We start from the raw sequence: 23,720 nt of genomic DNA on the forward strand, positions 1-23,720 counted from the left end.
GTCCATACTAGCCACAAGTATTGTTGCGGTCATAAGCGTTGTGTGGGTATTGTCCGCACACCCCTGGAATCGTCCACCTGTAGGAGACAGGAGTATGTGATCACTCGGAATTAGGCAGTTATTTGGGAGAAACGATCAGTTTTGTCGCTCGCAGTGGACGGGAAGTGGTATGCCACCGAGTGGGGAGTGTCACGCGTACCCGCGGTGGGCTCGTCTCGCAACCCTTTTGACGCCCGGCCTGCCACGGTTTACATGGCGAACGACGACGAGTTCTTCTCCGAGAAGCTTCGGGTCGAAGAGGCATTGACCTTCGACGACGTACTCCTGCGACCAAAGGAAAGTCACGTCGAGCCCGACGAGGCCGATACGACGACGCAGGTGTCGCGCAACGTCTCCCTGAACGTGCCCGTGCTGACGGCTGCGATGGACACCGTCACCGAGAGCGACATGGCCATCGCGATGGCGCGCCAGGGCGGACTGGGCGTGCTGCACCGGAACATGGACGTCGACGAGATGGCCGCCGAGATAGAGCGCATCAAGCGCGCCGACGAACTCATCATCCGCGACGTGGTCACCGCAGAGCCCGATCAGACGGTTCGCGACGTCGACGAGATGATGGAACGAGCGGGCGTCAGTGGTGCACCCGTCGTCGACGAGGACGACGAAGTCCTCGGCATCATCTCCGGGACGGACATCCGTCCGTATCTGGAAGTCGGCGACCGCGACGAAGTCCGCGAGGCGATGACCGACGAGGTCATCACCGCTCCCGAGGACGTCACGCCCCGCGAGGCCCTCGAACTGATGTACGACCACAAGATCGAGCGAGTCCCGATCGTCGACGAGGAGAACCGCCTCGTCGGCCTCGTGACGATGCAGGGCATCCTTCAGCGCCGCGAGTACGACACTGCCGCCCGTGACGAATCCGGTGCGCTCCGGGCCGGCGTCGCCGTCGGTCCCTTCGAGACGGATCGCGCGGAGGCCGCGGATGAGGCCGGTGCCGACGTGCTCTTTATCGACTGCGCCCACGCGCACAACCGGAACGTCGTCGAGAGCGCCCGAGAGATCAAAGAGCTCGTCGACGCCGACGTCGTCGTCGGGAACATCGGTACCCGCGAGGCTGCCGAAGACCTCGTCGACTTCGCCGATGGGCTCAAGGTCGGAATCGGCCCGGGAAGCATCTGTACGACTCGCGTCGTCTCCGGCGCGGGCATGCCCCAGATCACCGCCGTCTCGCAGGTGGCCGACGTCGCCCACCAGCACGACATCCCGGTCATCGCCGACGGCGGAATCAGCTACTCCGGCGACGCCATCAAGGCCATCGCGGCCGGTGCCGACGCGGTCATGCTCGGCTCCTACTTCGCCGGCACGGACGAGGCGCCGGGCCGCGTCATCACGATGAACGGCAAGAAGTACAAGCAGTACCGCGGCATGGGCTCGGTCGGCGCGATGAAGTCCGGCGGCGGCGACCGCTACCTCAAAGACGCCGACGAGGACGAGGAGGTCATCCCGGAGGGCGTCGAGGCAGCGACGCCGTACAAGGGCACGGTGGAGAGCGAGCTGCACCAGCTCGTCGGCGGCATGAAAAGCGGCATGGGCTACGTCGGCGCGGAGACGATCCCGGAAGTCAAAGAGCGCGCGGAGTTCGTCCGCGTCTCCTCGGCCGGCCAGCAGGAGAGCCACCCACACGACGTCGTCATCACCGACGAAGCGCCGAACTACAGCCCCGGCGAGTAACCGCCAGGTCTACGACTACAGTTCTTTGCCGTCGGATTCACACTGCGGACTGCAGTAGGCGTTCGCCGCAGCGTTCCCAGCAGTGTGTGCTCTGAACGTTTTCCCACAGTTCGCACAGTCGTAGGACGCGAACGCAGCCATTACCGGCGTATGCGTTCAGCGACACAAAATAGCTGTGACCGGAGCGATCACTCGCCCAGGTAGACGCTCTGGATGTACTCGTCGCCCCGGAGCGTCTCCGGCGCACCCTGCCGGGCGAACAGGCCGTTTTCCATCAGATACACCTGATCCGCGAGGTCCATCGCGAAGGTCACGTTCTGTTCACAGAGCAGGATCGTCACGCCGTCCTTGTGGATCTGCGTGAGCGCGTCGGCGATGTCCTGGCGGACGGTCGGTGAGAGCCCGAGCGTCGGCTCGTCGAGCAGGAGCATCCGGGGGTTGCTCATCAGTGCACGGCCGATGGCGAGTTGCTGCTGTTCCCCGCCGCTGAGCGTCTGTGCGAGCTGGTCCTGCCGCTCCTGGAGGACGGGAAACAGGTCGTACACGAAGTCCCGCCGCTGGGAGACGTTCCCTTTCCGCTGGTAGGTCCCCAGGTCGAGGTTCTTCTTGACGGACATCTCGCCGAAGAGGTTGCGTTTCTCCGTGCAGTAGATCAGCCCGTCGCGGACCATCGTCCGCGCCCCTTTCGTGAGGTAGCGGTCGGTGAGCGTGCCGATTCGCTCGCCGATCGTCCGGTCCTTTTGGCGCATGATGTCCATCGAGGAGGCCACCATGCGTTCCCGGACTTCCTCGCCGAGGTACTCGATCGTGCCCTGATAGTCGACGAAGCCGGCGAGCGCGTCGCTCAGGGTCGATTTGCCGGCCCCGTTCGGGCCGATGATGGCGACGAAGTCGCCCTGTTCCACGTCGAAGGAGACGCCGCGCAGCGCCGAGACCTTCCCGTACGTGACTTCGAGGTCGTCGACGCCGACGAGCGGCTCACCGCCGCTCATTACGCGCCACCTCCGAGGTACGCTTCTTTGACCATCGGATCGGACCTGATCTCCTCGGGCGTGCCTTCGGCCAGCAGTTCGCCGAAGCGGATGACGACCGCTCGGTCGATGAGCGGGAACAGCCCGCGCATGTTGTGGTCGACGACCACCAGGGTGACGCCAGCGTCGTTCCGCAGCTGCTTGAGCAGGTCGGAGATGGCGTCGACCTCGGGGTCCGACAGACCCGCGAACGGCTCGTCGAGCAAGAGGAGATCCGGGTTCGTCGCCAGTGCCCGACCGAGTTCCAGCCGGAGCATCCCCGCGTGCGGGAGTTCGTCCGGCGTCATGTCCATCCGGTCGTCCAGTCCGACCAGTTCACAGACGCCTTCGGCTTTCCGGATCGTGTCGCCGCGGAGGCCGGCCAGCGAGAACAGCTTGTCCGGCACGAGCGGTAGCGCGATGTTCTGGAGCACCGTTCGGTCTTCGAGCGGCCGGAACGACTGGAAGGTCCGCGCCATCCCGCGCTTGACCATCTTGTACGGCGGGAGGTCGGTCACGTTCTCCCCCTTGTACCAGATGTTCCCACTGCTCGGGGGGTAGATGCCGCTGATGCAGTTGAACGTCGTGGACTTGCCGGCGCCGTTCGGGCCGATGAAGCCCAGAATCTCCTCCTCCTGGACGGCAAATGAGAGTTCGTCGACGGCCGTGATGCCGCCGAAGTTCTTGGTGAGGTCCGACATCACGAGGATGCCGTCGTTCGGTCCGAGTTCGTCACTCCACTCTGGTGGTGCTTCAGGATCAGCGCTCATCGTCGTCACCTCCGAAGAAGTCGCGGTAATTGTTCAGAACCTGTGCGAGCGGATTCACCATCTCGCCACCGTCGGCCGCCACGTCTGCGTCCTCGCTGGACCGGTTTCTGAGACGTCGGCCACCGAGGATGACGCCGCGCAGGAGGCCGCCCGGCAGAACGTACACGAGCAGCAGCGACACCAGCGCGAACAACAGGAGGTTCACTTCCGTGACGGGCGTCCCCAGCACGGGGACAGTGAAGTTCAACTGGCCGAGGAAGTACCGGGCGACGACGAAGAAGATGCCGCCGGCCGCGGCGCCGACGATCGTTCCCATCCCGCCGATGATGACGGCGATGATGATCTCGATGTTGAGGAACAGTTCGAGCAGCGCGTCCGGCGTCGGCGTCACGAGCGGCGTGTGCACGTACACAGAACCGGCGAGCCCACCGAGCGCGGCGCTCAGCACGAACGCGAAGATCTTGAACTTAGCGGGGTTGAGACCCGCGGAGTTGACGGCGTCCTCGCTCTCGCGGATCGCTGTGAAGACGCGCCCGGCGTCGGATCGGGTCACTGCGAGCAGTATCAACAGGACGAACACGAACAGCCCGAACGCGAGGTAGTACAGCGGGAGGACGTCGGTGAATCCGAGCCCGAACAGCGATTCCGGATTGTCCAGCCCCGTGTTTCCGCCCAGCAGGTCGCCGTACACGACGAACACCTGGAGCAGGATGAGCGGAGCGATCAGCGTCACGAGCGACAGGTACGGGCCGCGGAGTCGGAGCGCCGGCACGCCGATGACGAGCCCGAAGACGGCTGCCATCAGCACGCCGACGGGAATGGCCAGCAGCGGCGCGATCCCCATTTCGAGGTTCAACAGCGCTGACGTGTATCCGCCGACCGCGAAGAACACGCTGTGGCCGAAACTGATCTGGCCGGTGTAGCCAGAGACGAGGTCCCAGCTCATCGCGAACATCGCGAAGAAGAACGCGACGGCGAACGTCTGAGCCTCGCCTCTGGTCAATGCCACGGGCAACACCGCGAGCCCGACCAAACAGAGGAGCCCGATCTTGTGCCGGAGCGGCTTGTTCAGCGGGTTGAGCCACGCAGTGAGGTTCCCGTCGTCGACGTCGAGTTGGGCATCGAGGTCCTGATCGCTCATCTCAGGCGTGCACCTCCTGACCGAACAGCCCCGATGGTTTGACGAGCAACACGGCGACGAGGACGACGAGCGGTGCCAGCCCCTGCAGTCGGGGGTCGACGAGACTTATCGTCAGCACTTCGAGCGTCCCGATGATGTACGCGCCGAGGACGCTCCCGCGGATGGACCCGAGGCCCCCGAGGACGACGATGGCGAACGAAAGCACCAGTGGCGATCGACCCATGGTCGGTGACACGCCCAGGCCGTACGAGGCCAGGAACAGGCCGGCGATGCCGGCGAGCATCCCCGCCAGGATCCACATCCACAGATTGATCCGGGAACTGTCGATTCCCACCAGGAACGCGCCTTTGCGGTCCTGGCTCGTCGCCAGGATGGCTCGTCCCGTATCCGTCTTGTTGACGTAGAGGAACAGCAGTCCCAGCAGGAGCCACGAGACGGCGAACATCAGCAGCTGGTTGAACTGGATGGCCTGGCCGGCGATGGCCGGCGTCTCGCCGTCGACCAGGACGAGCGTCGTCTGCGAGCCCGCGCCTTCGACGACGAGGAACAATGATTCGATCGCGACGGCTGTCACCAGCGTCATGATCATCACGAGAATCGGTTCGTCCTGCACGCGGCGAATGGGTCCGAGATACAGGAGCGCGCCGAACAGCGCTGGGACGAGGATCGCAGCGAGTACCGCACCAGTGACGCCGAGATTGTACACTTCCGCCGCGTAGTGTCCCGCAAACGCTCCCAGCGTCAGGCTCGCCCCGTGTGAAAGGTTCAAGACGCCGCCGACGCCGAAGATGAGCGTGAACCCGACGGCGACGAGCGCGTACAGTGCACTCAGAATGAGCGCTTGCTGAGCGAGAGAGAGAATATTGACCATCGATACCTCCTGTTAGATCCACCGTGGTGGTTTGTATTCGCTCGTCGCGTACTCGGGCGGGTAGATGACTTCCTGCGTTCCCCCGCCGTCCTCGTTGGGCTGCCACTGCTGGATGACCGGATTGACCTTGTCCTTGGAGTAAATGACGTCGTGGGCGTGTTCGTGGCCCTTCCCGTGGTACTCGATCGTCCCGATCGTCCCCTTGTAGGAACTCTCCTCTAAAGCTTCCACGACTTTGTCCGAATTCGACGGGTCGCCGTCCATGTTCGAGACGGTCTGTGCGTACTGTTTCACGGCGTCGTAGGTGATGTAGCCGGTGTACACGGGCAACCCATTGAAGTTGTCCTTGTAGGCCTCGATGAACGGCTGAGTGTGTTTCGTCAGTTCGCTCTGGGGCGTCGCGACGTTCTGCGTCACGGTGTACGCAGCAGTCTTCTTACTTTTCTCGTAGAAGGCGGGCAGCTGACTCGGGACGTGAACGCCCCCGAACCCGAACGGCCGCCTGTCTCGCGCCCACGAGGAGATCGCCGTACCCCCGGTGTGCGCCATCGCGACGAACGCGGCGTCGGCGTCCCGCTCCTCGACTTTGTTGTACAGCGTCCCGTAATTGTTGGTGTCGGCCGGGAATCGCTCCTTGCCGACGAGGTTGAAATCGCTCTGCTGGAGCGTCTGTCCCACGACCTTCTCGATCGCCTTCGTCCACTCGTAGTCTTCGAGCAACATGTAGACGTTGTTCCAGCCCATGTCGGCGAACTTGGCCAGCGAGAAGTCGGCGAGGTTCTGCCCCAACTGGATCGCGTTCAGTGGCCCCGTCCTGAAGTGATACTTGAACTTGTCGTACTCGTCGCCGACCTTCGTGCTCACCCGAGGCGTCGCGGCGCCGGTCGTGAGGTGGACGGTTTCCGTGTCGGCGAGGTCGTCCAGGATCGCCATCAGCACCTCGCTCACGTACACGCCGACCGTCAGGTTCACCTGATTGTCCAGCACCAGGTCCTGGTACGCCGTCTTCCCCGTCGCGGAATCGCCCTTCGTGTCCTTGGCGACGATCTCGACGTCCTTGCCGTTGATTCCACCGTTCTCGTTGAGTTCCATCGCGGCCAAGTTGGCCGCGTTTTTGATCGACCTGCCAGTCGAACTGTCCATCGGCGCCAGCGCTCCGATCTGGAACTTGCTCGTCTCGTTCGATCCACGACATCCCGCTAAGCCAGCGGCCGTTACTGTCGCCCCGGTCGCTTGCAAGAACGACCGGCGCTCGACCGGTATGTTTCTATCTTTAGACATGTTTGCTCCCTTCTCATTAGTATCTCGTGAACGTCCCGCAACCATGACCTGACAAAATTAATTTTCCTATTTATATATAAGTTTACTGGGAGTCATGTCACGTAACTACCCAAAACTATATTTTACACGCCGAAATCAGCCGTAGGTATCCGGGATCACCCCGGAGTGGGGACGAGTCGATGCAACCCGCCAGAACCCCCGCGCGGCGTCTGTTTGTCAGCTATTCGAACATGAGGTTCGACTCACAGGTCGACCATCCGATCGGTGACGTCGAGGAACTGCCCCGGCCGGTCCCCATCCGGCGCCACCTCCTCGACGGTCCCGGTTTGATCGACGACGAGCCGGTGGTCCGGTTGCCCTGGCGGCACCACCATTCCGAGCGGGGCAGTGAACCCGTCTGCGACCAACTCGGTTTCCACGCTGCCGGCGGGCTCCTTCCCGCTACTCAGCAGGTTACAGCCAGCCAGCGTGGTCCCGATGCCCAGTCCGGCACCGGTCCGCAACACCGTTCGGCGCGAGACTCCCCTTCGGTCTGCCATCGGTCACTAGCTCCCCCTCAGAGAAATGCGTCGCACGCCGAGCGTGCCGCGCCCAGTGCAGCGGCTGTGTCGAATCGCGGGCATACCCGCTGTTCGACGACCCGCATCAAATCCATTCGGCCCGTCCGGTAGCTACAACGTCACTTTGACCCTTCCGACGGCTTATCGGTCCTCGCCCGAATAGCTACGGTAGAGATGTCCCCACCGCTCCAGTCCCTCCTTGCCCTTCCCCTGACCGCCGTCGACTTCGCAACCGCCGGCCTCCTCTACGAACTCGTCAGCCCCTCCCTCGGCGTCCTCGTCGGGTTCGTCGGACTCCTCTTGCTCTGCAGTATCGTCTACCAACTGTCGTGGGTGGAACGCCGACACTCGATCTGACCGCCGACCGCCTGCAACCGTCTTTCCGAGACACAGCAGCCGCTCACGGTTTGCGAGCGCCAGAGTATAGCGGGCCGAAAGGGAATTGAACCGAGTGCAGACGGCCAGCCTCGCTCCGCTCGGCTGCTGCGACTGCCCGGGTTCAAACTTTCGGCAGCGAATAGCATGCGCTCACGGGTTGCTCGTCGCCAGGAATACGGGCCGAAAGGGATTTGAACCACGCCCGGACGTGCTCGCTTCGCTGCGCGCGTCCGGTCTCGTTCAAATCCTTTCTATCGGCCTTGCAGGCGTCGCTCGGAAGTGAGCGACGCCAGAGAAGGACGGGCCGAAAGGGATTTGAACCACGGTCGTTCCGCTACGCTCCACTCCCTGATTCAAATCTTCCGGCTACGCACAACAGGCGCTCACGAAGTGTGAGCGCCAGAGTAAAGCGGGCCGAAAGGGATTTGAACCCTTGACCGACGGCTTAAGAGGCCGTCGCTCTGCCAGACTGAGCTATCGGCCCTGGCAATTTTGAGTAATGGGGGTTGGTTCAAATACGTTTCCTTTCGCCTGCCGGCGGTGAGTCGTTGGCACACCGCACCCACGGCTCATCCGTGGCACGTTTTCCAGTTCGATAGAAGGTGCGTGTTATAAGTGTCTGCCGGCCCCAGCGGACAGTATCATGAGCAGTGGCATCACGATGGCCTCGATGTCTACGTATGCGATTCTCGGGTGTGGGAGCGTGGGCCACGCCGTCGCCGAGGAACTCGAATCCGAAGGGAAAGACGTCCTCATTCTCGATATGGACGAAGGTCGCGTCGAGGCCCTCCGCGACCAGGATCTCGACGCTCGCTCTGCCGACATTCGTGACAACTCGATCACCAGCGAAGTCGACGACCGCGACGTCATTCTGATTCTGTCTTCCGACGTCGAGGCGAACATGGCCGCCGTCACCAACGTCCGCGACAGCGGCGGCGAACAATTCATCATCGCGCGTGCGTCCGACCCCGTCTCCGCCGACGAACTCACCGAAGCCGGTGCCGACGTCGTCATCAACCCCTCGTCGGTCATCGCTGATTCCGCTCTGCGTGCCCTCGAGACCGGCGAGCTCGAGTACAAAGCCACGCAACTCGCCGACGTCATCGACGACACGGACTCGCGCATGGCGATCCTCATCCACCGCAGTCCCGACCCGGATTCGATCGCCAGCGCCGCCGCCCTCCGTCTCATCGCCGAGAGCCGCGACGTCGAGGCGGACATCGTCTACAAGGGCGAAATCGGTCATCAGGAGAACCGCGCGTTCGTCAACCTCCTGGGCATCGAACTCATCTCCGGCGCCGAGACGGAGCTCGAAGAGTACGACACCTTCGCGCTCGTCGACCACGCCAAAGGCGGCGAACCCGAGATCGACCAGGAGATCGACGTCATCATCGACCACTTCGAGCCCGATCACGCCCACGACGCGCGGTTCATGGACGTCCGCCCCAACGTCTCTGCGACCTCGACGATCCTCACGAAGTACATCCAGGAACTCGATCTCAATCTGGACCAGGACGTCGCGACCGCGCTCCTCTACGGCATCCGCGCCGAAACCCTCGATTTCAAACGAGACACGACGCCAGCCGACCTGACCGCCGCCGCGTACCTGTACCCCTTCGCCGACCACGACACGCTCGAACAGGTCGAGTCCCCGTCGATGTCCCCCGAGACGCTCGACGTGCTCGCGGAAGCCATTCGCAACCGCGAGGTGAAAGGGTCACACCTCATCTCGAACGCTGGCTTCATCCGCGACAGGGACGCGCTCTCCCAGGCCGCCCAGCACCTCCTGAACCTCGAAGGCATCACCACGACGGCCGTGTTCGCACTCGCCGACGACACGATCTACCTGGCCGCTCGCTCGAAGGACATCCGCATGGACATCGGCGCAGTGCTCGCCGACGCCTTCGCCGACATCGGCGACACGGCAGGCCACTCGACGGACGCCAGCGCCGAGATCCCGCTGGGCATCTTCACGGGAATCGAAACGAACGAGGACAACCGGGACACGCTGCTGGAGCTCACAGAACAAGCAGTCAAGACGAAACTCTTCGAGGCGATGGGCGTCGAGGGAAGTGAAGGTGGTAGTAGTAACGGCGGATAGAGAGCTTCAAACCGCGACTTCGTTTTCTTCCTCTTCCTCGGGTTTGCGGAGGCGCTCGATGATGTCGCTGACGAGCACGACGTCACCGACCGCCTGTACCCAGTCGTACGGGACGATGACGCCCCGCGAGCCGCGCGCCCGCTCGCCGAAGAGGTCGTGATTGACCCGGTGGAGCGCGAGCCCCGTCACCTTCACGTCGTCTAAGTTCAGACGGACGTCCTCGACCTCACCGACGAAAACACCGTTGTTCGAGTAGACTTCCCGACCCACGAGGGCAGTTATTTCCTGCGTTGGCGCGTTCATACAATGTGCGTACACGTCCTAGGTCTTAACTTTTGGCCGATGTCTGACATCCGTCTGCCGAGTTCCCCGGGCGACAACCGTCATCTCGGCAATCTTCAGCCGATCGGCAACAGAAACTATTCGTCGCCCGTCCACCTCTAGTTACGTATTCCGTGTCAGCAACCCACCTCCTCCGGAGCGCGTACTACGTACTCGAAACGGCGCTGCTCGCTCCAGGGATCGTCGTCCACGAAAGTGCGCACGTCCTCGCCTGTCGAGCCACGGGCGTCACCGTGACCAACGGTCCCGTTCTCAATCCCTTCGGTGCTGACGCGTACGTCGACCACGAGCGAGTCGAGTCGTTCCCGGTCGACGTGACCATCGCCGTCGCGCCACTCGTCGTGAACACTGTCTTCGCGCTCGTCGCCTTCTCGCTGGTGGGGTTCGCACCCACGTTCCCACTCGCCCTGCCCTGCTACTGGCTGGGCGCCTGTTTCGGGTTGACGGCCTTCCCAAGCGCAGGCGACACCGAGACGCTCTTCAGGACAGCCCGGGCGCTGCCTCGGTGGGGACAGCCGCTGGGATACACGCTGGCCGTTCCGCTGCGAGGATTTACGAAGGTCCCCGGCTCCGACGGCGTTGCGGGGTTCGTCTGGACGTTCGTGTGTTTCGGTGCCAGCGAGTCCTTACTCGTGACTGGCGGAGCGCTCCCCTGACGCGAGCACCTCGATCGGATGCGGGACCCGACGCTCGTACAGCGTGTCTAGTTGCTCCTGACAGGAGGTCCCGCTCGCGACCAGCAACTCGTCGGTTACGTCCCCCAGATCGTCGCGGAGGGCCTCGCCAGCGTCCATACTCATCTCGTAGTACTCGCGCTTGTAGCCGAAGCTGCCGGCCATCCCGCAGCACTCGACGGTCGACGTTCGGACGTCGTACCCCGCCGCGTCGAGCACCGACGTGGTGTACTCGTCGAGCCCCAGCGTTCGCTGCTGGCAGTGGCTGTGATACGCGATCGGCGCATCGTTCTCGGAGTCGCCCAATCGGTCGGCGTCGGCGCCGTTCTCCAGCAGTCCGTAGACGTACTCCATGAGCTCGTAGCTGTCGTCCGCGAGCCTGTCGAACGACCGCTCCGGCAGGAGGTGTTCGTACTCGCTGCGGAACATCGCCAGGTCGCTGGGTTCGATCACGACGACGTCCCGCCCCTGGTCGAGATGCGTGACGAGCGCGCCGTGGACGGCTTCGGCCTGCTCGCGCGCCGTCTCGATCATCCCCTGTGAGAGGGGCGCCCGACCGCTCTCGGGAATCGCCGGGACGTGGACGCGACAGCCGAGGGTTTCCAACACGCGCACGGCAGCTTTCCCTCGGTCCGGATCGAAGTAGTCGGTGTACAGATCCGGGTACAGCACGACGTCACGGTCCGGGTCGGTGACCTGTGCCCCGCGAGCGCCGTACCACTCCCGCAGCGTTTCGTCGGCGAAATCGGGCAACGCACGCCGCGAATCCACGCCGACGAGCCGTTCGAGCAGCGACTGCATCGGCCCGAAACTCGCGAGGGCGTTCGTGAGCCCTGGCGCGAGACTCCCGAGCTTCGCGACGGTTTCGACGTTGCCGAAGAAGCGCTTCTGGCGGTCCATCCCTGCGGGTTCCTCGTCGGGGGTCAGTCCGTCGACGAGATATTCGAGATCGGTCTCGTCGGTGTGCTGGTGGTTCAGTCGTTCGCGGACCACCGTGTTGATCCACGGGATGTCGATCTTCACCGGGCACTTCGGGACACACCGCGAACACCCGGTGCAGAGGTCGTTCATGTCGCTCGCGCTGTCTAGCCCGTGGACGCCGGCTTCCCAGCCCGTGCCGATGCCACCGGTGTAGGTCTCGCCCCCGAAACCGTGGCCGCCGACGCTCTGGAAGTTCGCACAGGAGTTGTTGCAGGCGCCACACCGAATGCAGTACAGTGTCTCCCGCAGCTCGTCGTCTTCGCGCATCGCCATGCGGCCGTTGTCCAGCAGTATCAGGTGGAACGACCGCTCGTCGGCGTCCCGGAACTCGTCGGCCTCGAAGTCCGGAATCGGCGCGTCGACCGGGGGCGTCAGCAACGATACGTACGAGGTGATGTCCTGGCCGGTTCCCGTTTTGGCGATGAGTTCCGTGAACGGCTGGAGGTCCGCGAGACTCGGCACGAGTTTCTCGACGCCCGCGACTGCGATGTGCGTGTCCGGCGTCACCGCGGTCTTGCGCGCGTTGCCCTCGTTGGTGACGAGCATCAGCGTCCCGGACTCGGCGACGACGAAGTTCGCGCCGGTCATTCCCACGTCCGCCTCGCGGATGTGGTCCCCCACGCGCTCGCGTGCGAACTCGGTCAGTTCGTGCGGGTCGCCGTCGAGGTCTTCGTCCAGGTCGAACTCGCGGTTGAACAGCGCCGCGATCTCGTCGGCCGATCTGTGCATCGCCGGGCCGATGAGGTGCGACGGCGACTCGTCGGCCACCTGGATGACGAACTCGCCGAGGTCCGTTTCGACCACTTCGTAGCCGGCCGCTTCCAGGTGGTCGTTGACGTCGATCTCCTCGGTAGTCATCGACTTGCTCTTGACGAGTTTCTCGGCGTCGTGGTCGGCCATGATCCCTTCGGCGATCCGGTTCGCGTCCGCCGCCGTCTGCGCGACGTGGACCTGCCCGCCGTTGGCCTCGACTGCCTCGGTTACCGTGTCGATGAGGTCCGGAAGGTCGGCGATGGCCCGTTCCTTGATGTCGCGGGCAGCGTCGCGACAGTCCTCGTACTTCTCGAACCGCTGGAGGGTGTAGTCGGTCAGCTGGTTGACCGTCCGCGTGTTCTCCCCGATGGCGTCGCCTTCGGTCTCCATCAGGTGCCGGAGTTCCTCGGCGCGGTCGCGTCGGGAACTCATCGGTCCTCCACGACGACGACGTGCGTCTCCTGGGGACCGTGGACGCCCTGGACGAGCGTGCCCATGTCGGCGGTGGCGCTCGGCCCCGTCGCGAGAACTTGCGTGTCCGTCCCGCGCTCGAAGTCCTCGCCCATTCGCTCGAAGGCGTCGCGCATGTCGGGGACCACGTCGCTGGCGGCCACGACGGCGACGTGCCGCGGCGGGTACAGACTGACGAGTTCCCCGCCGGCTTCACTCGACGGCAGCGTCACCGTTCCGTAGTCGGCGATTCCGATCCCGGTCGGCGTCACCCCAGTCACCGCAGCGTCGATCTCGAGCGGTGACGGGTCCAGGGCGACGGCCGTCTCAGCGAGGGAGACCCCGTCGTAAGGGAGCGGCGTCCCGACCGCTGGCTCTTCGATGGCGTCTCCCAGGGTCTCGGCGAACGACGACGCCGAGGTCGTGTGGACCGTGGCTACTCCCTGGAGCGAGGACTCGAACGTCGAGAGCGTCTCCGAACTCATGTAACTCGGTAACACAGCGCAGCAACCAAATCCCTTTCCCCAGTGGGGGTTGGCGAATTATCAGATACCGTAAGATTGAGGCCGGGGTGTTTCGATGAGTAATTTATGACACTTCCGCAGGCTCCCATGCGGCCAGTCGTCGACGGGCGGGCGGATTACGGCACGTACGCAGGTGCCTGTGAGACGACGTCGCTCGCTTCCCTCCCCGTCAACCGACTCCGAAAACTAGTGCAAGAGAAGGGCTGGCAGTGGTTCTGCGCGATCGACGACGAACTCGCAGTCGGCGGAGCGGTGGTCGACGCCGGCCTCGCGAACCAGGCGTTCGTGTGGGTTTTGGATCGCGAGCGGAACCGTCTCATTTTAGACGAATCGCGACTGCTCCCACCGACGACAGTGCAGCGAGCCGACCGGCCATCGGAGCGCCCGCGCGTGGGAGCCTCCTTCCGGGACGTGACGCTGGCGGCCACCGAGAAGGACGCGGGCTTCATGGTCGCCGGACAGTTCGGCCCCGTCACGCTCGATCTGACGCTCACCCACGACGCTGCAGGCCCCGTGACGGCGATCTGCCCGGTGGACGACGGCAGACATCCGGGCGTCAACGTCACCCAGAAATCGACGTGTCTGTCGGCGACGGGCGCGATCGACTGGCACGGGTGCACTCACACCTTCGACGGGGCCGACGGCATGCTCGATTTCACGCACGGCGTCCTCGCCCGAGACACGCGCTGGCGATGGGCCATCGGGACGGGACGGACCGACGACGGCACGCCGATCGGATTCAACCTCGTCGACGGCTTCAACTCCGGCCTGGAAAACGCGGTCTGGATCGGCGACGACCGGCGGGCCGTCGAGGCGGCCGCCTTCTCCTACGATCGCCGCCAGCCGGGGGCGTCGTGGGCCGTCGAGACGGACGACGGCGCCGTCGACGTCGAACTCGAACCCGAAGCCGTCCGCTCGGAGGACCTGAACCTCGGCCTCGTGGTCTCGCGGTACGCGCAACCGCTGGGCCGGTGGCGCGGGACGGTGGCCGGCCGCGAGGTCGAACTCGTCGGCGTCGCAGAGAGCCATCACGCGAAGTGGTAAGCGTCGACCCAGAGAAGGTGCGAGGGGGGAGTTGCTTCAGAATCTGAAAGTACTGACCTGCTATTATAAGGATATAGTGTTACTAGTCGAACATGGGCGCTGAAGACGGGGAAGTATACATCCTTCGTCCGGACGAAGGTATCGACACAGACGACGAGGAGGCGTGGATGACCCCACAGCCCGCAAGTGACGTCATTATCGAGGAGATCGGCGAGGAGGTCGGGGGTGACTCGTCCAGCGTCGAATCGCTGGACGAGTACGTCGACCTCGACGACCTCGCAGCCGTCTTCGATGGCGACGAGGAAGCGATCACCTTCGAGGTCGAAGGACACGACGTGACTGTGACTGAAGCGGGCGAGATAACAGTCGACGACGACTGATCGCTGATCGAGAGAGCGTCTCGACGAGCCGCCGGTTCAGTCACGACGAGGCGATCGATCTCTTCCTGGCGGCGGTTGCGAGCGACTCGAAGCAATCGCGAGCCGCAGGTGTCAGATCGTACTCGCGGTGATAGTTCGCGGGTCCGCGATCGCGTCCGCTGGCGAGTCCGACTACACCCGCGATCGCGTCGTAGTTGTTTCGAACCAGTCTCCCGACGAGGGTCGGCATGCCCGCACGACGGGCCAGTTCCGCGGCCGCTGATCGACCGGCGTAGACGCGTCCCTCGGTGACGTCGGCCAGCACCATCGCGAACGGTTCGGCGTCGAACTGCGCCCGGAGGAACGGTGCGACCGCGTCGTCGTACCAGGACACCGCACCGACGGTTTCCAGTCGTTCGAGCGCCCTGGCTGCGAGCGAACAGTACGGGCACTCGCCGTCGTAGATGAGCACCGCGTCGAAGGACTGACCGTCCATATCCGGAGTTGGGTATCCACGCGCAAAACGAGCACGGTAGTCGGGACTGAGCGACGGCCGAATCGATCGTGTTCTCGGAATGCACGCCACCAACGTGATTATACACAATCGGTACGTAACTCACCGCATGAGCGACGGAAGCGACTCGGACGACATCGACGCCATTCGTGAGCGGAAAAAGGAGCAGTTGAAGGAACAACTGAACGACGCTGGGAGTCCCGACGAACCCGTCCACGTCGAGGACAGTTCGCACTTCCAGGAGTTGACCGGGAGCGGCGGCCCGGTCCTCGTCGATTTCTACGCGGACTGGTGTGGCCCCTGCAAGATGCTGGAGCCTGCCGTCGAAGCCATCGCGGCCGAAACGGACGCGACGGTCGCGAAAGTCGACATCGACGAACTCCAGGCGCTGGCACGCGAACACGGCGTTCAGGGCGTCCCGACGCTCAAACTGTTCCACGACGGCGAGCTCGTGAAAGAACTCGTCGGCGTTCAGGACAAAGGGACTCTCGAGAACCTAGTCACGCAGTACACCTGATCCCGAGAGATTCGATTCGGAGCGACGTTCTGCAGGCGTAAACGCACCACCAGTTCCTGGCAAACTCCTTGCTGACCCGAACCTTTTTGATCTCGTCAACTGACGGCTAGGTCGTGGTTTACGAGACGGGTAACCGAACGATCGACGACGCCGTCGAACGGGTACTGGCGGGTGAGCAACTCGACCGCCGTGACGGACTCGCGCTGCTGGCGCAACCAGTCGACGAACTCGCGGCGGCGGCCGATTTCGTCCGCTCACAGTTCGGCGACGACACGGTCGACGCCTGTTCCATCGTGAACGCGAAGGCCGGGAACTGCGCCGAGGACTGCGGGTTCTGCGCGCAGTCCGTGCACTTCGACACCGGGATCGAGACCTATGGATTCCTGGACCCCGAGGAAATTCTCGAAGCAGCCAAACGCGCGGAGCGTGACGGCGCTCAGCGGTTCGGCATCGTCGTCGCCGAGAAGGGCGTCTCGAAGGAGAACCGCCCCGACGAGTGGGGGGAAGTCATTCGCGCCATTCGGCTCGTCCGAGACGAGACCGACGTAGAAGTCGACGCGAGCCTCGGCATCCTCACACCCGAGGAAGCCGAGATCCTCGCCGACGAAGGCATCAACCACTACAATCACAACATCGAGACGTCGCCGCGGTACTTCCCGGAGATCGTCGAGACCCACGATTTCGAGGACCGCGTCGAGACGCTGGAGATCGCCAGGGACGCCGGGATGGACCTCTGTGCGGGCGTGATCCTCGGGATGGGCGAATCGCCGACCGACCGGGTCGACGCGGCGGTCGCGTTGCAGGACGTCGGTATCTCGTCACTGCCGGTGAACGTCCTCAATCCGGTCGCCGGTACGGCGCTCGGCGACGAACTCGACGACTCGGCCGACATTACCACCGAGGAGATCATCGAGACCATCGCGGTGTATCGACTGCTCCATCCGGAGGCCAGGGTTCGGCTGACGGGCGGTCGGGAGGTCAATCTCGACGCGGACGAACAGCACCTGCCCTTCGAGGCCGGTGCCGACGGCATTCTCACCGGCGATTACCTGACGACCGGTGGCCAGTCGCCCGGCGACGACATCGAGGTGATGGAACGAGCGGGACTGGAGCCGAACATGGACGCAAACGAGTTCGACAAAGCGGCCGTCAAGGCCCGCACTGACGAGGACGCCATCCCTGACGACGGTGCAGTAGAGACGGCAGCAGGAACGGCGACAACGAACGCTGAACTTGACGATTGATATGGACGACATCAACTTCGCAGTACTCGGAACTGGAGGCATCGGCCGACGAACGCTCGAAGTCTCAGAGCACAAGGACCACCTGACGCCAGTCGCGGCCTGTGACCGCCACGGCGTCGCCGTCGACCACGAGGGGCTGGACGTAGACGAACTTCTGGCGGCGACGGAAGCCAACATCGCGAGCGACGGGGGAACGGCAACGAGGGGTGGCACCGATGGCGGCGTCAAACAGTCGGGCCAGAATGCGGGCGTTGCGGCCTCCGTCCAGGCGGAACCCACCGAGACGCCCATCGACGACGTCATCGATGAAAGCGACGCCATCGACGCCGTGCTCGTCGCGCTGCCGAACTTCGAACACGACTTCATTCCCCGCGTCGCCGACCGCTTCGCGGCGGCGGGCTACGAGGGCGTGCTCGTCGACGTGCTGAAGCGCTCGCGGGTCATCGACATGCTCGACGACCGGACCGACCGCTTCGAGGAGTCCGGCATCACGTTCGTCTGCGGCGCCGGCGCGACGCCCGGGTTGCTGACAGGCGCGGCCGCCCTCGCGGCCCAGTCGTTCGTCGAGATCGACGAAGTCGAGATCTGGTGGGGCGTCGGTCTCAAGTCCGGCTACGAGGACAATCGCGGCACGGTCCGCGAGGACGTCGCTCACCTCGACGGGTACACCATCGAGGACGCCCGCGAGATGAGCGACGCGGAGATCGAAACCGTCATCGACGAGCACGACGGCGTCATCGAGTTCGAGGACATGGAACACGCCGACGACGTGCTCCTGGAACGGGCCGGCGTCTGCGACGCCGAGGACGTGACCGTCGGCGGCATCCTCGACGTGACGTCCGACGAGAAGCCCACGACGACCACCGTCAGCGTCACCGGAACGACGTTCGACGGGGAGACCGGCACGAACACGTTCGAGTTGGACGACGCCACCAGCATGGAGGCAAACGTCAACGGCCCGGCCCTGGGCTACCTGAAAGCCGGCGTCCGCCGCAACCGAGCGGGCGAGTACGGCGTGTTCGGTCCCGCTGACCTGATGCCTGGATTCTGAGTCGCACCGTTTTCGACCGTTTCGACCGCCGCTACCGCACTCATGAGCACTATTCTACAGACGAGAGGGACAGATGACTGACCACGGCTTCGACCCGGCTGCGCGACTGCGCGACCGCGAGGCCAACGACCTCAGACGGGATCTCGCGCCGGCTGAGCGAGTGGCCGCCAGGAGTCGCATCGCCACCGATCCCCAGAACGAACCGCCGACGTTCGACGGCGACGAACTGTCGATCTTCGCCGCCAACAACTATCTCGGCCTCGCGGATCACGAACGGGTACAAGCGGCTGCCACCGAAGCCGCAAGAGAGGTTGGAACGGGTGCCGGAGCCAGCCGACTCGTGACCGGCGACACGCCCGCTCACCGTGCATTGGAGCGGGAGTTGGCCGAGACCAGGCGGACTGAGCGCGCCCTCGCGTTCTCGTCGGGCTACGCGGCAAACGTCGGGACGATCGCCGCCCTGAACCCGGACGTGATCTTCTCGGACGAACTCAATCACGCCAGCATCGTCGACGGTTGCCGGCTCGCCGGTGCAGAGACCGTCGTCTACGATCACTGCGACCCCGCGGACCTCCGGCGGAAAATGGGGGAGCGAAACAGATCGGGCAGCGTCGAGGAATCCTGGCTCGTCGTCACGGACTCCGTGTTCAGCATGGACGGCGACGTGGCACCGCTGTCGGCCATCTGCGACGCCGTCGAGGAGTTCGGTGCCTGGCTGATGGTCGACGAAGCCCACGCGACGGGCCTGTACACTGCGGGCGGCGGTGTCGTCCAGCGGGAGGGACTTTCCGACCGCGTCCACGTCCAGCTGGGGACGCTCTCGAAAGCGCTGGCCAGCCAGGGCGGCTACGTCGCCGGCAGCCAGCCGCTCGTCGAACACCTCGTGAACGCCGCCCGGTCGTTCGTCTTCTCGACGGGACTCGCGCCGCCCGCCGCCGGTGCCGCCCGCGAAGCGTTGCGCGTGGCTCGCGAGAGCGACCGACGCGACAGGCTCTGGTCGAACGTCGAGCGACTGCGTGAGGGGCTGGAAGCCACGGGCTTCGAGGTCTGGGGCGACACTCAGATCCTCCCCGTGATCGTCGGCGATCGGTCGGCAACGATGGCGCTGGACGAGTGCCTCCGGGAGCACGGCGTCCTCGCACCGGGAATTCGCCCGCCGACAGTGCCCGAGGGAACGAGTCGCATCCGCGTCGCGCCGATGGCCACCCACACCGACGAGGAGATCGACCGGTGTCTCGACGCGTTCAGAACCGCTGGCCGGGAGCTCGACCTCGTATGACCGGGACGCCGTCGGATTTCGCGGTCGTCGGCACCGACACGGGCGTCGGGAAGACGGTCGTCACCGCTGGCCTGACGAGATGGTTGCGCGATCAGGGGGTCGACGCCCGCGCGATCAAACCCTGCCAGACCGGGTATCCGCCGGACGACGACGCGCAGTTCGTCGCCGACGCCTGTGCAGCCGACGCCGCGTCGACCTGTCTCCGACGACTCGAACCGCCGCTCGCTCCGGCGGTCGCAGCGGCGCGAACCGACGAGTCGCTCTCGTACGCGGAGCTGGTGAAAGGGTGTGAGACAGCCATCGCCGAGAGCGAAGTCGGAATCGTCGAGGGCATCGGCGGGGTGCGCGTCCCGCTCGCGGACGGTCGCGAGGTCGTGGATCTCGTCGCCGATCTCGATCTCCCGGTCATCCTCGTCTCGCGGTCCGGACTCGGCACGTTGAATCACACTGCGCTGACGGTCGAAGCACTGCGGGACCGAGACGTCAGAGTTCGCGGTGTCGTGCTCAACGAGTACGAGGGGGCGACAGTCGCCGAACGGACCAACCCGCGAGCCATCGAGGACATGACCAGCTGCACCGTGGAGACCGTGCCACCGATCGAGCAGTCGTCGCCGGCATCACTCGCTGCTGCAGTTCGCGACCACCTCTCGCAGACGCTCGCAGTCGGTAGTGAGTGAGCAAAGCGATCGCTGTCGCTCCCGGTTCGACGACGTGACAAAGGGAAACCCGGGGGGATGCCCCGGCGTGTGACACTACGGAGCCAATTGGCTCCATATAGCCTTTGTGGCCGATCGTAAATAAGTGCTCGTTTCGATATTAGCATTTGATACGCAGAATAAGCTATCATTACAGCACAACGAGAGGGGTCTGGGTCCGCTTACTCGCCCAGTGCGATGATGGCGTCGACGTCGACGCTGTCGCCCAGTAACTCGGTCATTCGATCGACCGTGGCCGCGTCTCTCGTTCGACCGGAGCGGATGATCGTCTCTGCACGATCGATGGCCGTCCTGGTGTCTCCCTGGACCAACAGGATGGGCTTGCCGGCGTCCTCGGCGGTGCCGATGACGGCGCCGGTCGGACGGAACCCGCCGGTCAGGAGGAGACACTCGACGCCCGGCGCTTCGAGCGCTGCCGTCTGGATGTCCGAACGGTCGCCCCCAGTGATGACTGCGGCCTCGCGGGTCCGTCGGAACGCACGGAGCGCCGAGTCGCTCCCCATCGCACCGACGAGGAACCGCTCGACGAACCCGTCGGTCGGTGCTTCGGAGGTGAGCAGTTCGGCACCGAGGCTCTTGGCGAGTTCGTCGACGGTGACGCCGGAGAGTTCTTTCACGGACGGGAGCGCGCCGAAGACCGTGACGCCGTGGCTTTCGAGGAAGGGAATGACGTCTTCGGTCAGTTCGTCGAACTCGTCGTCGGAGACGGCGTTAAACAGGACGCCGCCCAGGCGGTCGCCGAAGGCGTCCACCGCCGCGAGGATCTCGTCGACGTCGCCCGGCGTCTCGTAACTGGCGAGCAACAGGACCGAAGCGTCCAGCAAGTTCGCGACGTCCACGTCGGTCAGGTCGACGATGCCGCCCGTCTTGTAGTCGTCTGCGCCTTCGATGACCACCGCGTCTTTGTCGGCGGCGATGCTCTCGTAACTCTCGGTCAGGCGCTCGCGCAGCGCGTCCGGGTCCTCGCGTCCGCGGATGGCCTCCTGGATGAACGTCGGCGAGTAGACGATGGGCTCCATCTCGTGCATCTCCTCGTCCAGGTCGAGGAGGTCGCGAGCGAGCATGGGGTCCTGGTCGAGAGTCTTGCCGACCGCGCTCTGGAGGCGCGTCCCGCGGGGTTTCATGTAGCCGACGGACTCGCCCGCGTCGTCGACGCGCTGTGCCAGTGCGAGCGCGACTGCCGTCTTGCCTGTGCTTCCTTCTGTCGTGCTGACGAGTATCGGGTTCATAGCTTCTCCTGATCGATAGTGAGGCGCACGTCGACCGCCGACACGCCGTCGGGGGTGGCGACGAGCGGATTGATGTCCAGTTCGAGAATCGCGGGAAAGTCCGTAACGAGCTGTGAGAGTCGCTGAATCGTCTCGACGATACCGGCCTCGTCGACGGCCTCGCGACCGCGAGCACCCCGCAGCAACGGAGCGGATTCGATGTCGTCGACCATATTCTGTGCTTCCGGCTCGCTCACGGGGGCGACCCGCACTGTCGTGTCTTCCAGCACCTCGACGAAGATGCCCCCGAGACCGAACAGCATCAGCGGGCCGAACTGCGGATCGCGGTTCATCCCGGCGATGGTCTCGGTCGCCCCGTCCATGTCGAGCATCTCCTGGACCTGCACGCCCAGGATCTTCGCGTCGGACTGGTAGTTGCGCGCCCGCACCACCAGGTCCTCGTACGTGTCGGCGACCTCGGACGGTTGCACGCCGACCTCGACGCCGCCGATGTCCGACTTGTGCAGGATGTCCGGGCTGACGATCTTCATGACGACGCCCTCGCCGTCGGCGAGACGCTCGGCGACCGCTTCCGCGTCACCGGGACTGTCGACGATTTCCCCCGCCGGCGTGGGAATCCCGTACGCCGACAGCAGATCCATCGCCTCGACGCCGAGGCGCGAGGTATTACGTCGCTCGGCCGCTTCGAGAACTTCCCGAGCGCGCTCGCGGTCCACGTCGAACTCGGTCGGCTCGTCGTATTCTCGAGCCTGTATCTCCCGATAGCGGCGAAGGGCATCGAGACTCCGGACCGCACGCGCCGGATCGAAGTACGTCGGAATCCCGTCTTCGCTGAGCGTGGCCTGTGCCTCGCGCGTCGAGTCACCGCCCATGAGCGACGCCGCGATCGGTTTGTCGTGTTTCGCCTGCAACGCTACCGTCCGCTCGGCGAGGTCCTCGAACGACAGCGTCGCCGTCGGGCAGGCCATGACGATCGCGGCGCCGACGTTCGGATCTTCGAGCGTGACGTCGATCGCCTCGGCGAACCGGTCGACGTCGGCGTCCCCGATGACGTCGATCGGATTGTAGATGTTCGCCCCGTCGGGCAGCGCGGCCGACAGGTCGGACAGCGTTTCGTCGGTGAAAGAGGCCAACGAGAGATCCGAGTCCCCGATGGCGTCGGTCGTCATCACGCCGGGACCGCCGGCGTTGGTGACGATGGCGACCGAGTCGCCGTCCGGAAGCGGTTGCCCGGACAGGATGCCGGCGTAGTCGAACAGTTCCTGGGTGTTGTCGACGCGGATGGCGCCGGCCTGTTCCAGGCCGGCCTCGTAAGCGCGTTCACTACCCGCCATCGTCCCGGTGTGGGACGCCGCAGCCGAGGCACCGGCTTCGGTACGTCCGGATTTGACCATGACGATCGGAGTGTCCTGCGTGACCTCGCGTGCCGTCTCGATGAATCGACCGCCGTCTTCGATCCCTTCGAGATAGGCGAGGATGACGTCCGTGTCCGGGTCGTCGCCCCACTCTGCGATGAAGTCGCCTTCGTCCAGCACTGCTTTGTTGCCCAGCGAGACGACGTCCCTGAAGCCTACGTCGTGGTCGCTGGCCCAGTCGAGGACGGCGGTGATGAACGCGCCCGACTGGCTCATGAAGGAGATCGACCCCGGCTGGGCGTTCTGGGGTGCGAACGTCGCGTTCATGCCGACGCCGGTACTGATGATGCCCAGGCAGTTCGGCCCGACCAGGTTGAGGTCGTACTCCGATGCGACCTCGCGGAGCCGCTTCTCTCGACTCGCCCCTTCGCTCCCCGCTTCGCTGAACCCGGCGGTGATGACGACCACGTTCTCGACGCCGTGCTCGCCACAGGATTCGACGACGTCGACCGCGATCGACCCGGGAACGACGACCACTGCGACGTCGATCGTTCCCGGCACCGAGCCGACGTCCTCGTAACACTCGAAACCGAGCACCTGGTCCGCGTTGGGATTGACGGGGACGATGTCGCCCTCGTAATCCGCGGCCAGGTTCTCGGTGATTGCTCGTCCGACAGACCCGTCGCTTTCGGTCGCACCGATGACCGCCACCCGTTCGGGTGCGAACATCGTAGCTAGTTCGCCCATCGTGTCGTCTGGTCGTTCGACCGCGGCTGGGAAATAGTTCGTGTTCCCGGCGGGAACCGGGAAGGTGCGATAGTGGTCCCGGATCGACCGAGAGC

Annotated in this window: 24 protein-coding genes and 1 tRNA gene; 11 read left to right on the forward strand and 14 right to left on the reverse strand. The window is 64.6% G+C overall.

The annotated features are described in order from the left end of the window. Positions 1–252: 252 nt before the first annotated feature. Positions 253–1,734 carry an IMP dehydrogenase gene (gene guaB / locus MU553_RS12355; protein WP_247378307.1) on the forward strand — a complete coding sequence of 494 codons (1,482 nt, stop codon included), beginning with the start codon at positions 253–255 and terminating at the stop codon, positions 1,732–1,734. Positions 1,735–1,749: 15 nt separating this feature from the next. On the opposite strand, the gene MU553_RS23605 is transcribed toward guaB, so the two are convergent. From MU553_RS23605 to MU553_RS12385, 7 genes are all read right to left on the reverse strand, one after another. Further along, positions 1,750–1,875, reverse strand: a complete 126-nt coding sequence (locus tag MU553_RS23605) for a hypothetical protein (RefSeq protein WP_282594300.1) — start codon at positions 1,873–1,875, stop codon at positions 1,750–1,752. A 47-nt stretch (positions 1,876–1,922) separates the two neighbouring features. Continuing rightward, on the reverse strand, positions 1,923–2,726 hold the full coding sequence (locus MU553_RS12360; protein ID WP_247378308.1) for an ABC transporter ATP-binding protein: 804 nt from the start codon (positions 2,724–2,726) through the stop codon (positions 1,923–1,925). Further along, positions 2,726–3,514 (reverse strand): ABC transporter ATP-binding protein, encoded by a 789-nt coding sequence (locus tag MU553_RS12365; RefSeq protein ID WP_247378309.1) that lies wholly within the window; start codon positions 3,512–3,514, stop codon positions 2,726–2,728. Before MU553_RS12365 ends, MU553_RS12360 begins: the two co-directional genes overlap by 1 nt. Further along, positions 3,504–4,655 carry a branched-chain amino acid ABC transporter permease gene (locus MU553_RS12370; RefSeq protein WP_247378310.1) on the reverse strand — a complete coding sequence of 384 codons (1,152 nt, stop codon included), beginning with the start codon at positions 4,653–4,655 and terminating at the stop codon, positions 3,504–3,506. Before MU553_RS12370 ends, MU553_RS12365 begins: the two co-directional genes overlap by 11 nt. A gap of 1 nt (position 4,656) precedes the next feature. Further along, on the reverse strand, positions 4,657–5,526 hold the full coding sequence (locus MU553_RS12375) for a branched-chain amino acid ABC transporter permease (protein ID WP_247378311.1): 870 nt from the start codon (positions 5,524–5,526) through the stop codon (positions 4,657–4,659). A 12-nt stretch (positions 5,527–5,538) separates the two neighbouring features. Beyond that, on the reverse strand, positions 5,539–6,807 hold the full coding sequence (locus MU553_RS12380; protein WP_247378312.1) for an ABC transporter substrate-binding protein: 1,269 nt from the start codon (positions 6,805–6,807) through the stop codon (positions 5,539–5,541). 242 nt (positions 6,808–7,049) lie between these two features. Next, positions 7,050–7,346 (reverse strand): hypothetical protein, encoded by a 297-nt coding sequence (locus MU553_RS12385; RefSeq protein WP_247378313.1) that lies wholly within the window; start codon positions 7,344–7,346, stop codon positions 7,050–7,052. A 195-nt stretch (positions 7,347–7,541) separates the two neighbouring features. Between MU553_RS12385 and MU553_RS12390 the strand changes: the two genes are divergently transcribed. After that, on the forward strand, positions 7,542–7,724 hold the full coding sequence (locus MU553_RS12390) for a hypothetical protein (protein WP_247378314.1): 183 nt from the start codon (positions 7,542–7,544) through the stop codon (positions 7,722–7,724). 431 nt (positions 7,725–8,155) lie between these two features. On the opposite strand, the gene MU553_RS12395 is transcribed toward MU553_RS12390, so the two are convergent. Continuing rightward, positions 8,156–8,229 (reverse strand) — tRNA-Lys (locus tag MU553_RS12395). A gap of 159 nt (positions 8,230–8,388) precedes the next feature. Between MU553_RS12395 and MU553_RS12400 the strand changes: the two genes are divergently transcribed. Then, positions 8,389–9,846 (forward strand): DHH family phosphoesterase, encoded by a 1,458-nt coding sequence (locus MU553_RS12400; RefSeq protein WP_247378315.1) that lies wholly within the window; start codon positions 8,389–8,391, stop codon positions 9,844–9,846. A gap of 6 nt (positions 9,847–9,852) precedes the next feature. Here MU553_RS12400 and MU553_RS12405 read toward each other — a convergent pair whose 3' ends face one another. Continuing rightward, entirely contained in the window at positions 9,853–10,149 is a 297-nt protein-coding gene (locus tag MU553_RS12405; protein WP_247378316.1) for a PRC-barrel domain-containing protein, read from the reverse strand. Between the two features lie 152 nt (positions 10,150–10,301). Here MU553_RS12405 and MU553_RS12410 point away from each other — a divergent pair, with 152 nt between their 5' ends. Further along, positions 10,302–10,844 carry a metalloprotease family protein gene (locus tag MU553_RS12410; protein WP_247378317.1) on the forward strand — a complete coding sequence of 181 codons (543 nt, stop codon included), beginning with the start codon at positions 10,302–10,304 and terminating at the stop codon, positions 10,842–10,844. On the opposite strand, the gene MU553_RS12415 is transcribed toward MU553_RS12410, so the two are convergent. Continuing rightward, a complete protein-coding gene (locus MU553_RS12415; RefSeq protein ID WP_247378318.1) occupies positions 10,815–13,028 on the reverse strand; it encodes an LUD domain-containing protein in 2,214 nt (737 codons plus the stop codon). The genes MU553_RS12410 and MU553_RS12415 overlap by 30 nt on opposite strands. After that, entirely contained in the window at positions 13,025–13,531 is a 507-nt protein-coding gene (locus MU553_RS12420; protein ID WP_247378319.1) for an LUD domain-containing protein, read from the reverse strand. The genes MU553_RS12415 and MU553_RS12420 overlap by 4 nt, the downstream gene beginning before the upstream one ends. Before the next feature lie 105 nt (positions 13,532–13,636). On the opposite strand from MU553_RS12420, the gene MU553_RS12425 reads away from it, so the two are divergent. Both MU553_RS12425 and MU553_RS12430 read left to right on the forward strand, forming a co-directional pair. Continuing rightward, the gene (locus MU553_RS12425) at positions 13,637–14,614 is read left to right on the forward strand and encodes a DUF2804 domain-containing protein (protein ID WP_247378320.1); all 978 of its coding nucleotides are present in this window, start codon (positions 13,637–13,639) and stop codon (positions 14,612–14,614) included. A gap of 92 nt (positions 14,615–14,706) precedes the next feature. Then, the gene (locus MU553_RS12430; protein WP_247378321.1) at positions 14,707–14,994 is read left to right on the forward strand and encodes a HalOD1 output domain-containing protein; all 288 of its coding nucleotides are present in this window, start codon (positions 14,707–14,709) and stop codon (positions 14,992–14,994) included. A 40-nt stretch (positions 14,995–15,034) separates the two neighbouring features. Here the strand turns inward: MU553_RS12430 and MU553_RS12435 are convergent, their stop codons facing one another. Continuing rightward, a complete protein-coding gene (locus MU553_RS12435; protein WP_247378322.1) occupies positions 15,035–15,469 on the reverse strand; it encodes a DCC1-like thiol-disulfide oxidoreductase family protein in 435 nt (144 codons plus the stop codon). 127 nt (positions 15,470–15,596) lie between these two features. Here MU553_RS12435 and trxA point away from each other — a divergent pair, with 127 nt between their 5' ends. The 5 genes from trxA to bioD all read left to right on the forward strand — a co-directional run bounded on the left by trxA (position 15,597) and on the right by bioD (position 20,255). Continuing rightward, positions 15,597–16,004: a thioredoxin gene (gene trxA, locus MU553_RS12440; RefSeq protein ID WP_247378323.1), complete on the forward strand. Its 408-nt coding sequence runs from the start codon at positions 15,597–15,599 to the stop codon at positions 16,002–16,004. A gap of 113 nt (positions 16,005–16,117) precedes the next feature. Beyond that, positions 16,118–17,248, forward strand: a complete 1,131-nt coding sequence (gene bioB / locus MU553_RS12445) for a biotin synthase BioB (RefSeq protein WP_247378324.1) — start codon at positions 16,118–16,120, stop codon at positions 17,246–17,248. A gap of 1 nt (position 17,249) precedes the next feature. Then, entirely contained in the window at positions 17,250–18,299 is a 1,050-nt protein-coding gene (gene bioU / locus MU553_RS12450) for a (S)-8-amino-7-oxononanoate synthase BioU (RefSeq protein WP_247378325.1), read from the forward strand. 73 nt (positions 18,300–18,372) lie between these two features. Continuing rightward, positions 18,373–19,578, forward strand: coding sequence for an aminotransferase class I/II-fold pyridoxal phosphate-dependent enzyme (locus MU553_RS12455; protein WP_247378326.1), 1,206 nt, complete (start codon positions 18,373–18,375; stop codon positions 19,576–19,578). Further along, positions 19,575–20,255, forward strand: a complete 681-nt coding sequence (gene bioD / locus MU553_RS12460; protein ID WP_247378327.1) for a dethiobiotin synthase — start codon at positions 19,575–19,577, stop codon at positions 20,253–20,255. The genes MU553_RS12455 and bioD overlap by 4 nt, the downstream gene beginning before the upstream one ends. A 200-nt stretch (positions 20,256–20,455) precedes the next feature. On the opposite strand, the gene MU553_RS12465 is transcribed toward bioD, so the two are convergent. Beyond that, positions 20,456–21,523, reverse strand: a complete 1,068-nt coding sequence (locus MU553_RS12465) for a phosphotransacetylase family protein (protein ID WP_247378328.1) — start codon at positions 21,521–21,523, stop codon at positions 20,456–20,458. After that, on the reverse strand, positions 21,520–23,625 hold the full coding sequence (gene acs, locus MU553_RS12470) for an acetate--CoA ligase alpha subunit (protein WP_247378329.1): 2,106 nt from the start codon (positions 23,623–23,625) through the stop codon (positions 21,520–21,522). Before acs ends, MU553_RS12465 begins: the two co-directional genes overlap by 4 nt. Positions 23,626–23,720: the final 95 nt, after the last annotated feature.

Source organism: Halorientalis brevis (assembly GCF_023077655.1).

Excerpts from the sequence above, each read along its gene's own strand:
- guaB (WP_247378307.1), top strand. The coding sequence starts at position 253 with ATGGCGAACGACGACGAGTTCTTCTCCGAGAAGCTTCGGGTCGAAGAG.
- MU553_RS23605 (WP_282594300.1), bottom strand. The coding sequence starts at position 1,875 with ATGGCTGCGTTCGCGTCCTACGACTGTGCGAACTGTGGGAAAACGTTC.
- MU553_RS12360 (WP_247378308.1), bottom strand. The coding sequence starts at position 2,726 with ATGAGCGGCGGTGAGCCGCTCGTCGGCGTCGACGACCTCGAAGTCACG.
- MU553_RS12365 (WP_247378309.1), bottom strand. The coding sequence starts at position 3,514 with ATGAGCGCTGATCCTGAAGCACCACCAGAGTGGAGTGACGAACTCGGA.
- MU553_RS12370 (WP_247378310.1), bottom strand. The coding sequence starts at position 4,655 with ATGAGCGATCAGGACCTCGATGCCCAACTCGACGTCGACGACGGGAAC.
- MU553_RS12375 (WP_247378311.1), bottom strand. The coding sequence starts at position 5,526 with ATGGTCAATATTCTCTCTCTCGCTCAGCAAGCGCTCATTCTGAGTGCA.
- MU553_RS12380 (WP_247378312.1), bottom strand. The coding sequence starts at position 6,807 with ATGTCTAAAGATAGAAACATACCGGTCGAGCGCCGGTCGTTCTTGCAA.
- MU553_RS12385 (WP_247378313.1), bottom strand. The coding sequence starts at position 7,346 with ATGGCAGACCGAAGGGGAGTCTCGCGCCGAACGGTGTTGCGGACCGGT.
- MU553_RS12390 (WP_247378314.1), top strand. The coding sequence starts at position 7,542 with ATGTCCCCACCGCTCCAGTCCCTCCTTGCCCTTCCCCTGACCGCCGTC.
- MU553_RS12400 (WP_247378315.1), top strand. The coding sequence starts at position 8,389 with ATGAGCAGTGGCATCACGATGGCCTCGATGTCTACGTATGCGATTCTC.
- MU553_RS12405 (WP_247378316.1), bottom strand. The coding sequence starts at position 10,149 with ATGAACGCGCCAACGCAGGAAATAACTGCCCTCGTGGGTCGGGAAGTC.
- MU553_RS12415 (WP_247378318.1), bottom strand. The coding sequence starts at position 13,028 with ATGAGTTCCCGACGCGACCGCGCCGAGGAACTCCGGCACCTGATGGAG.
- MU553_RS12420 (WP_247378319.1), bottom strand. The coding sequence starts at position 13,531 with ATGAGTTCGGAGACGCTCTCGACGTTCGAGTCCTCGCTCCAGGGAGTA.
- MU553_RS12425 (WP_247378320.1), top strand. The coding sequence starts at position 13,637 with ATGACACTTCCGCAGGCTCCCATGCGGCCAGTCGTCGACGGGCGGGCG.
- MU553_RS12430 (WP_247378321.1), top strand. The coding sequence starts at position 14,707 with ATGGGCGCTGAAGACGGGGAAGTATACATCCTTCGTCCGGACGAAGGT.
- MU553_RS12435 (WP_247378322.1), bottom strand. The coding sequence starts at position 15,469 with ATGGACGGTCAGTCCTTCGACGCGGTGCTCATCTACGACGGCGAGTGC.
- trxA (WP_247378323.1), top strand. The coding sequence starts at position 15,597 with ATGAGCGACGGAAGCGACTCGGACGACATCGACGCCATTCGTGAGCGG.
- bioU (WP_247378325.1), top strand. The coding sequence starts at position 17,250 with ATGGACGACATCAACTTCGCAGTACTCGGAACTGGAGGCATCGGCCGA.
- MU553_RS12455 (WP_247378326.1), top strand. The coding sequence starts at position 18,373 with ATGACTGACCACGGCTTCGACCCGGCTGCGCGACTGCGCGACCGCGAG.
- bioD (WP_247378327.1), top strand. The coding sequence starts at position 19,575 with ATGACCGGGACGCCGTCGGATTTCGCGGTCGTCGGCACCGACACGGGC.
- MU553_RS12465 (WP_247378328.1), bottom strand. The coding sequence starts at position 21,523 with ATGAACCCGATACTCGTCAGCACGACAGAAGGAAGCACAGGCAAGACG.
- acs (WP_247378329.1), bottom strand. The coding sequence starts at position 23,625 with ATGGGCGAACTAGCTACGATGTTCGCACCCGAACGGGTGGCGGTCATC.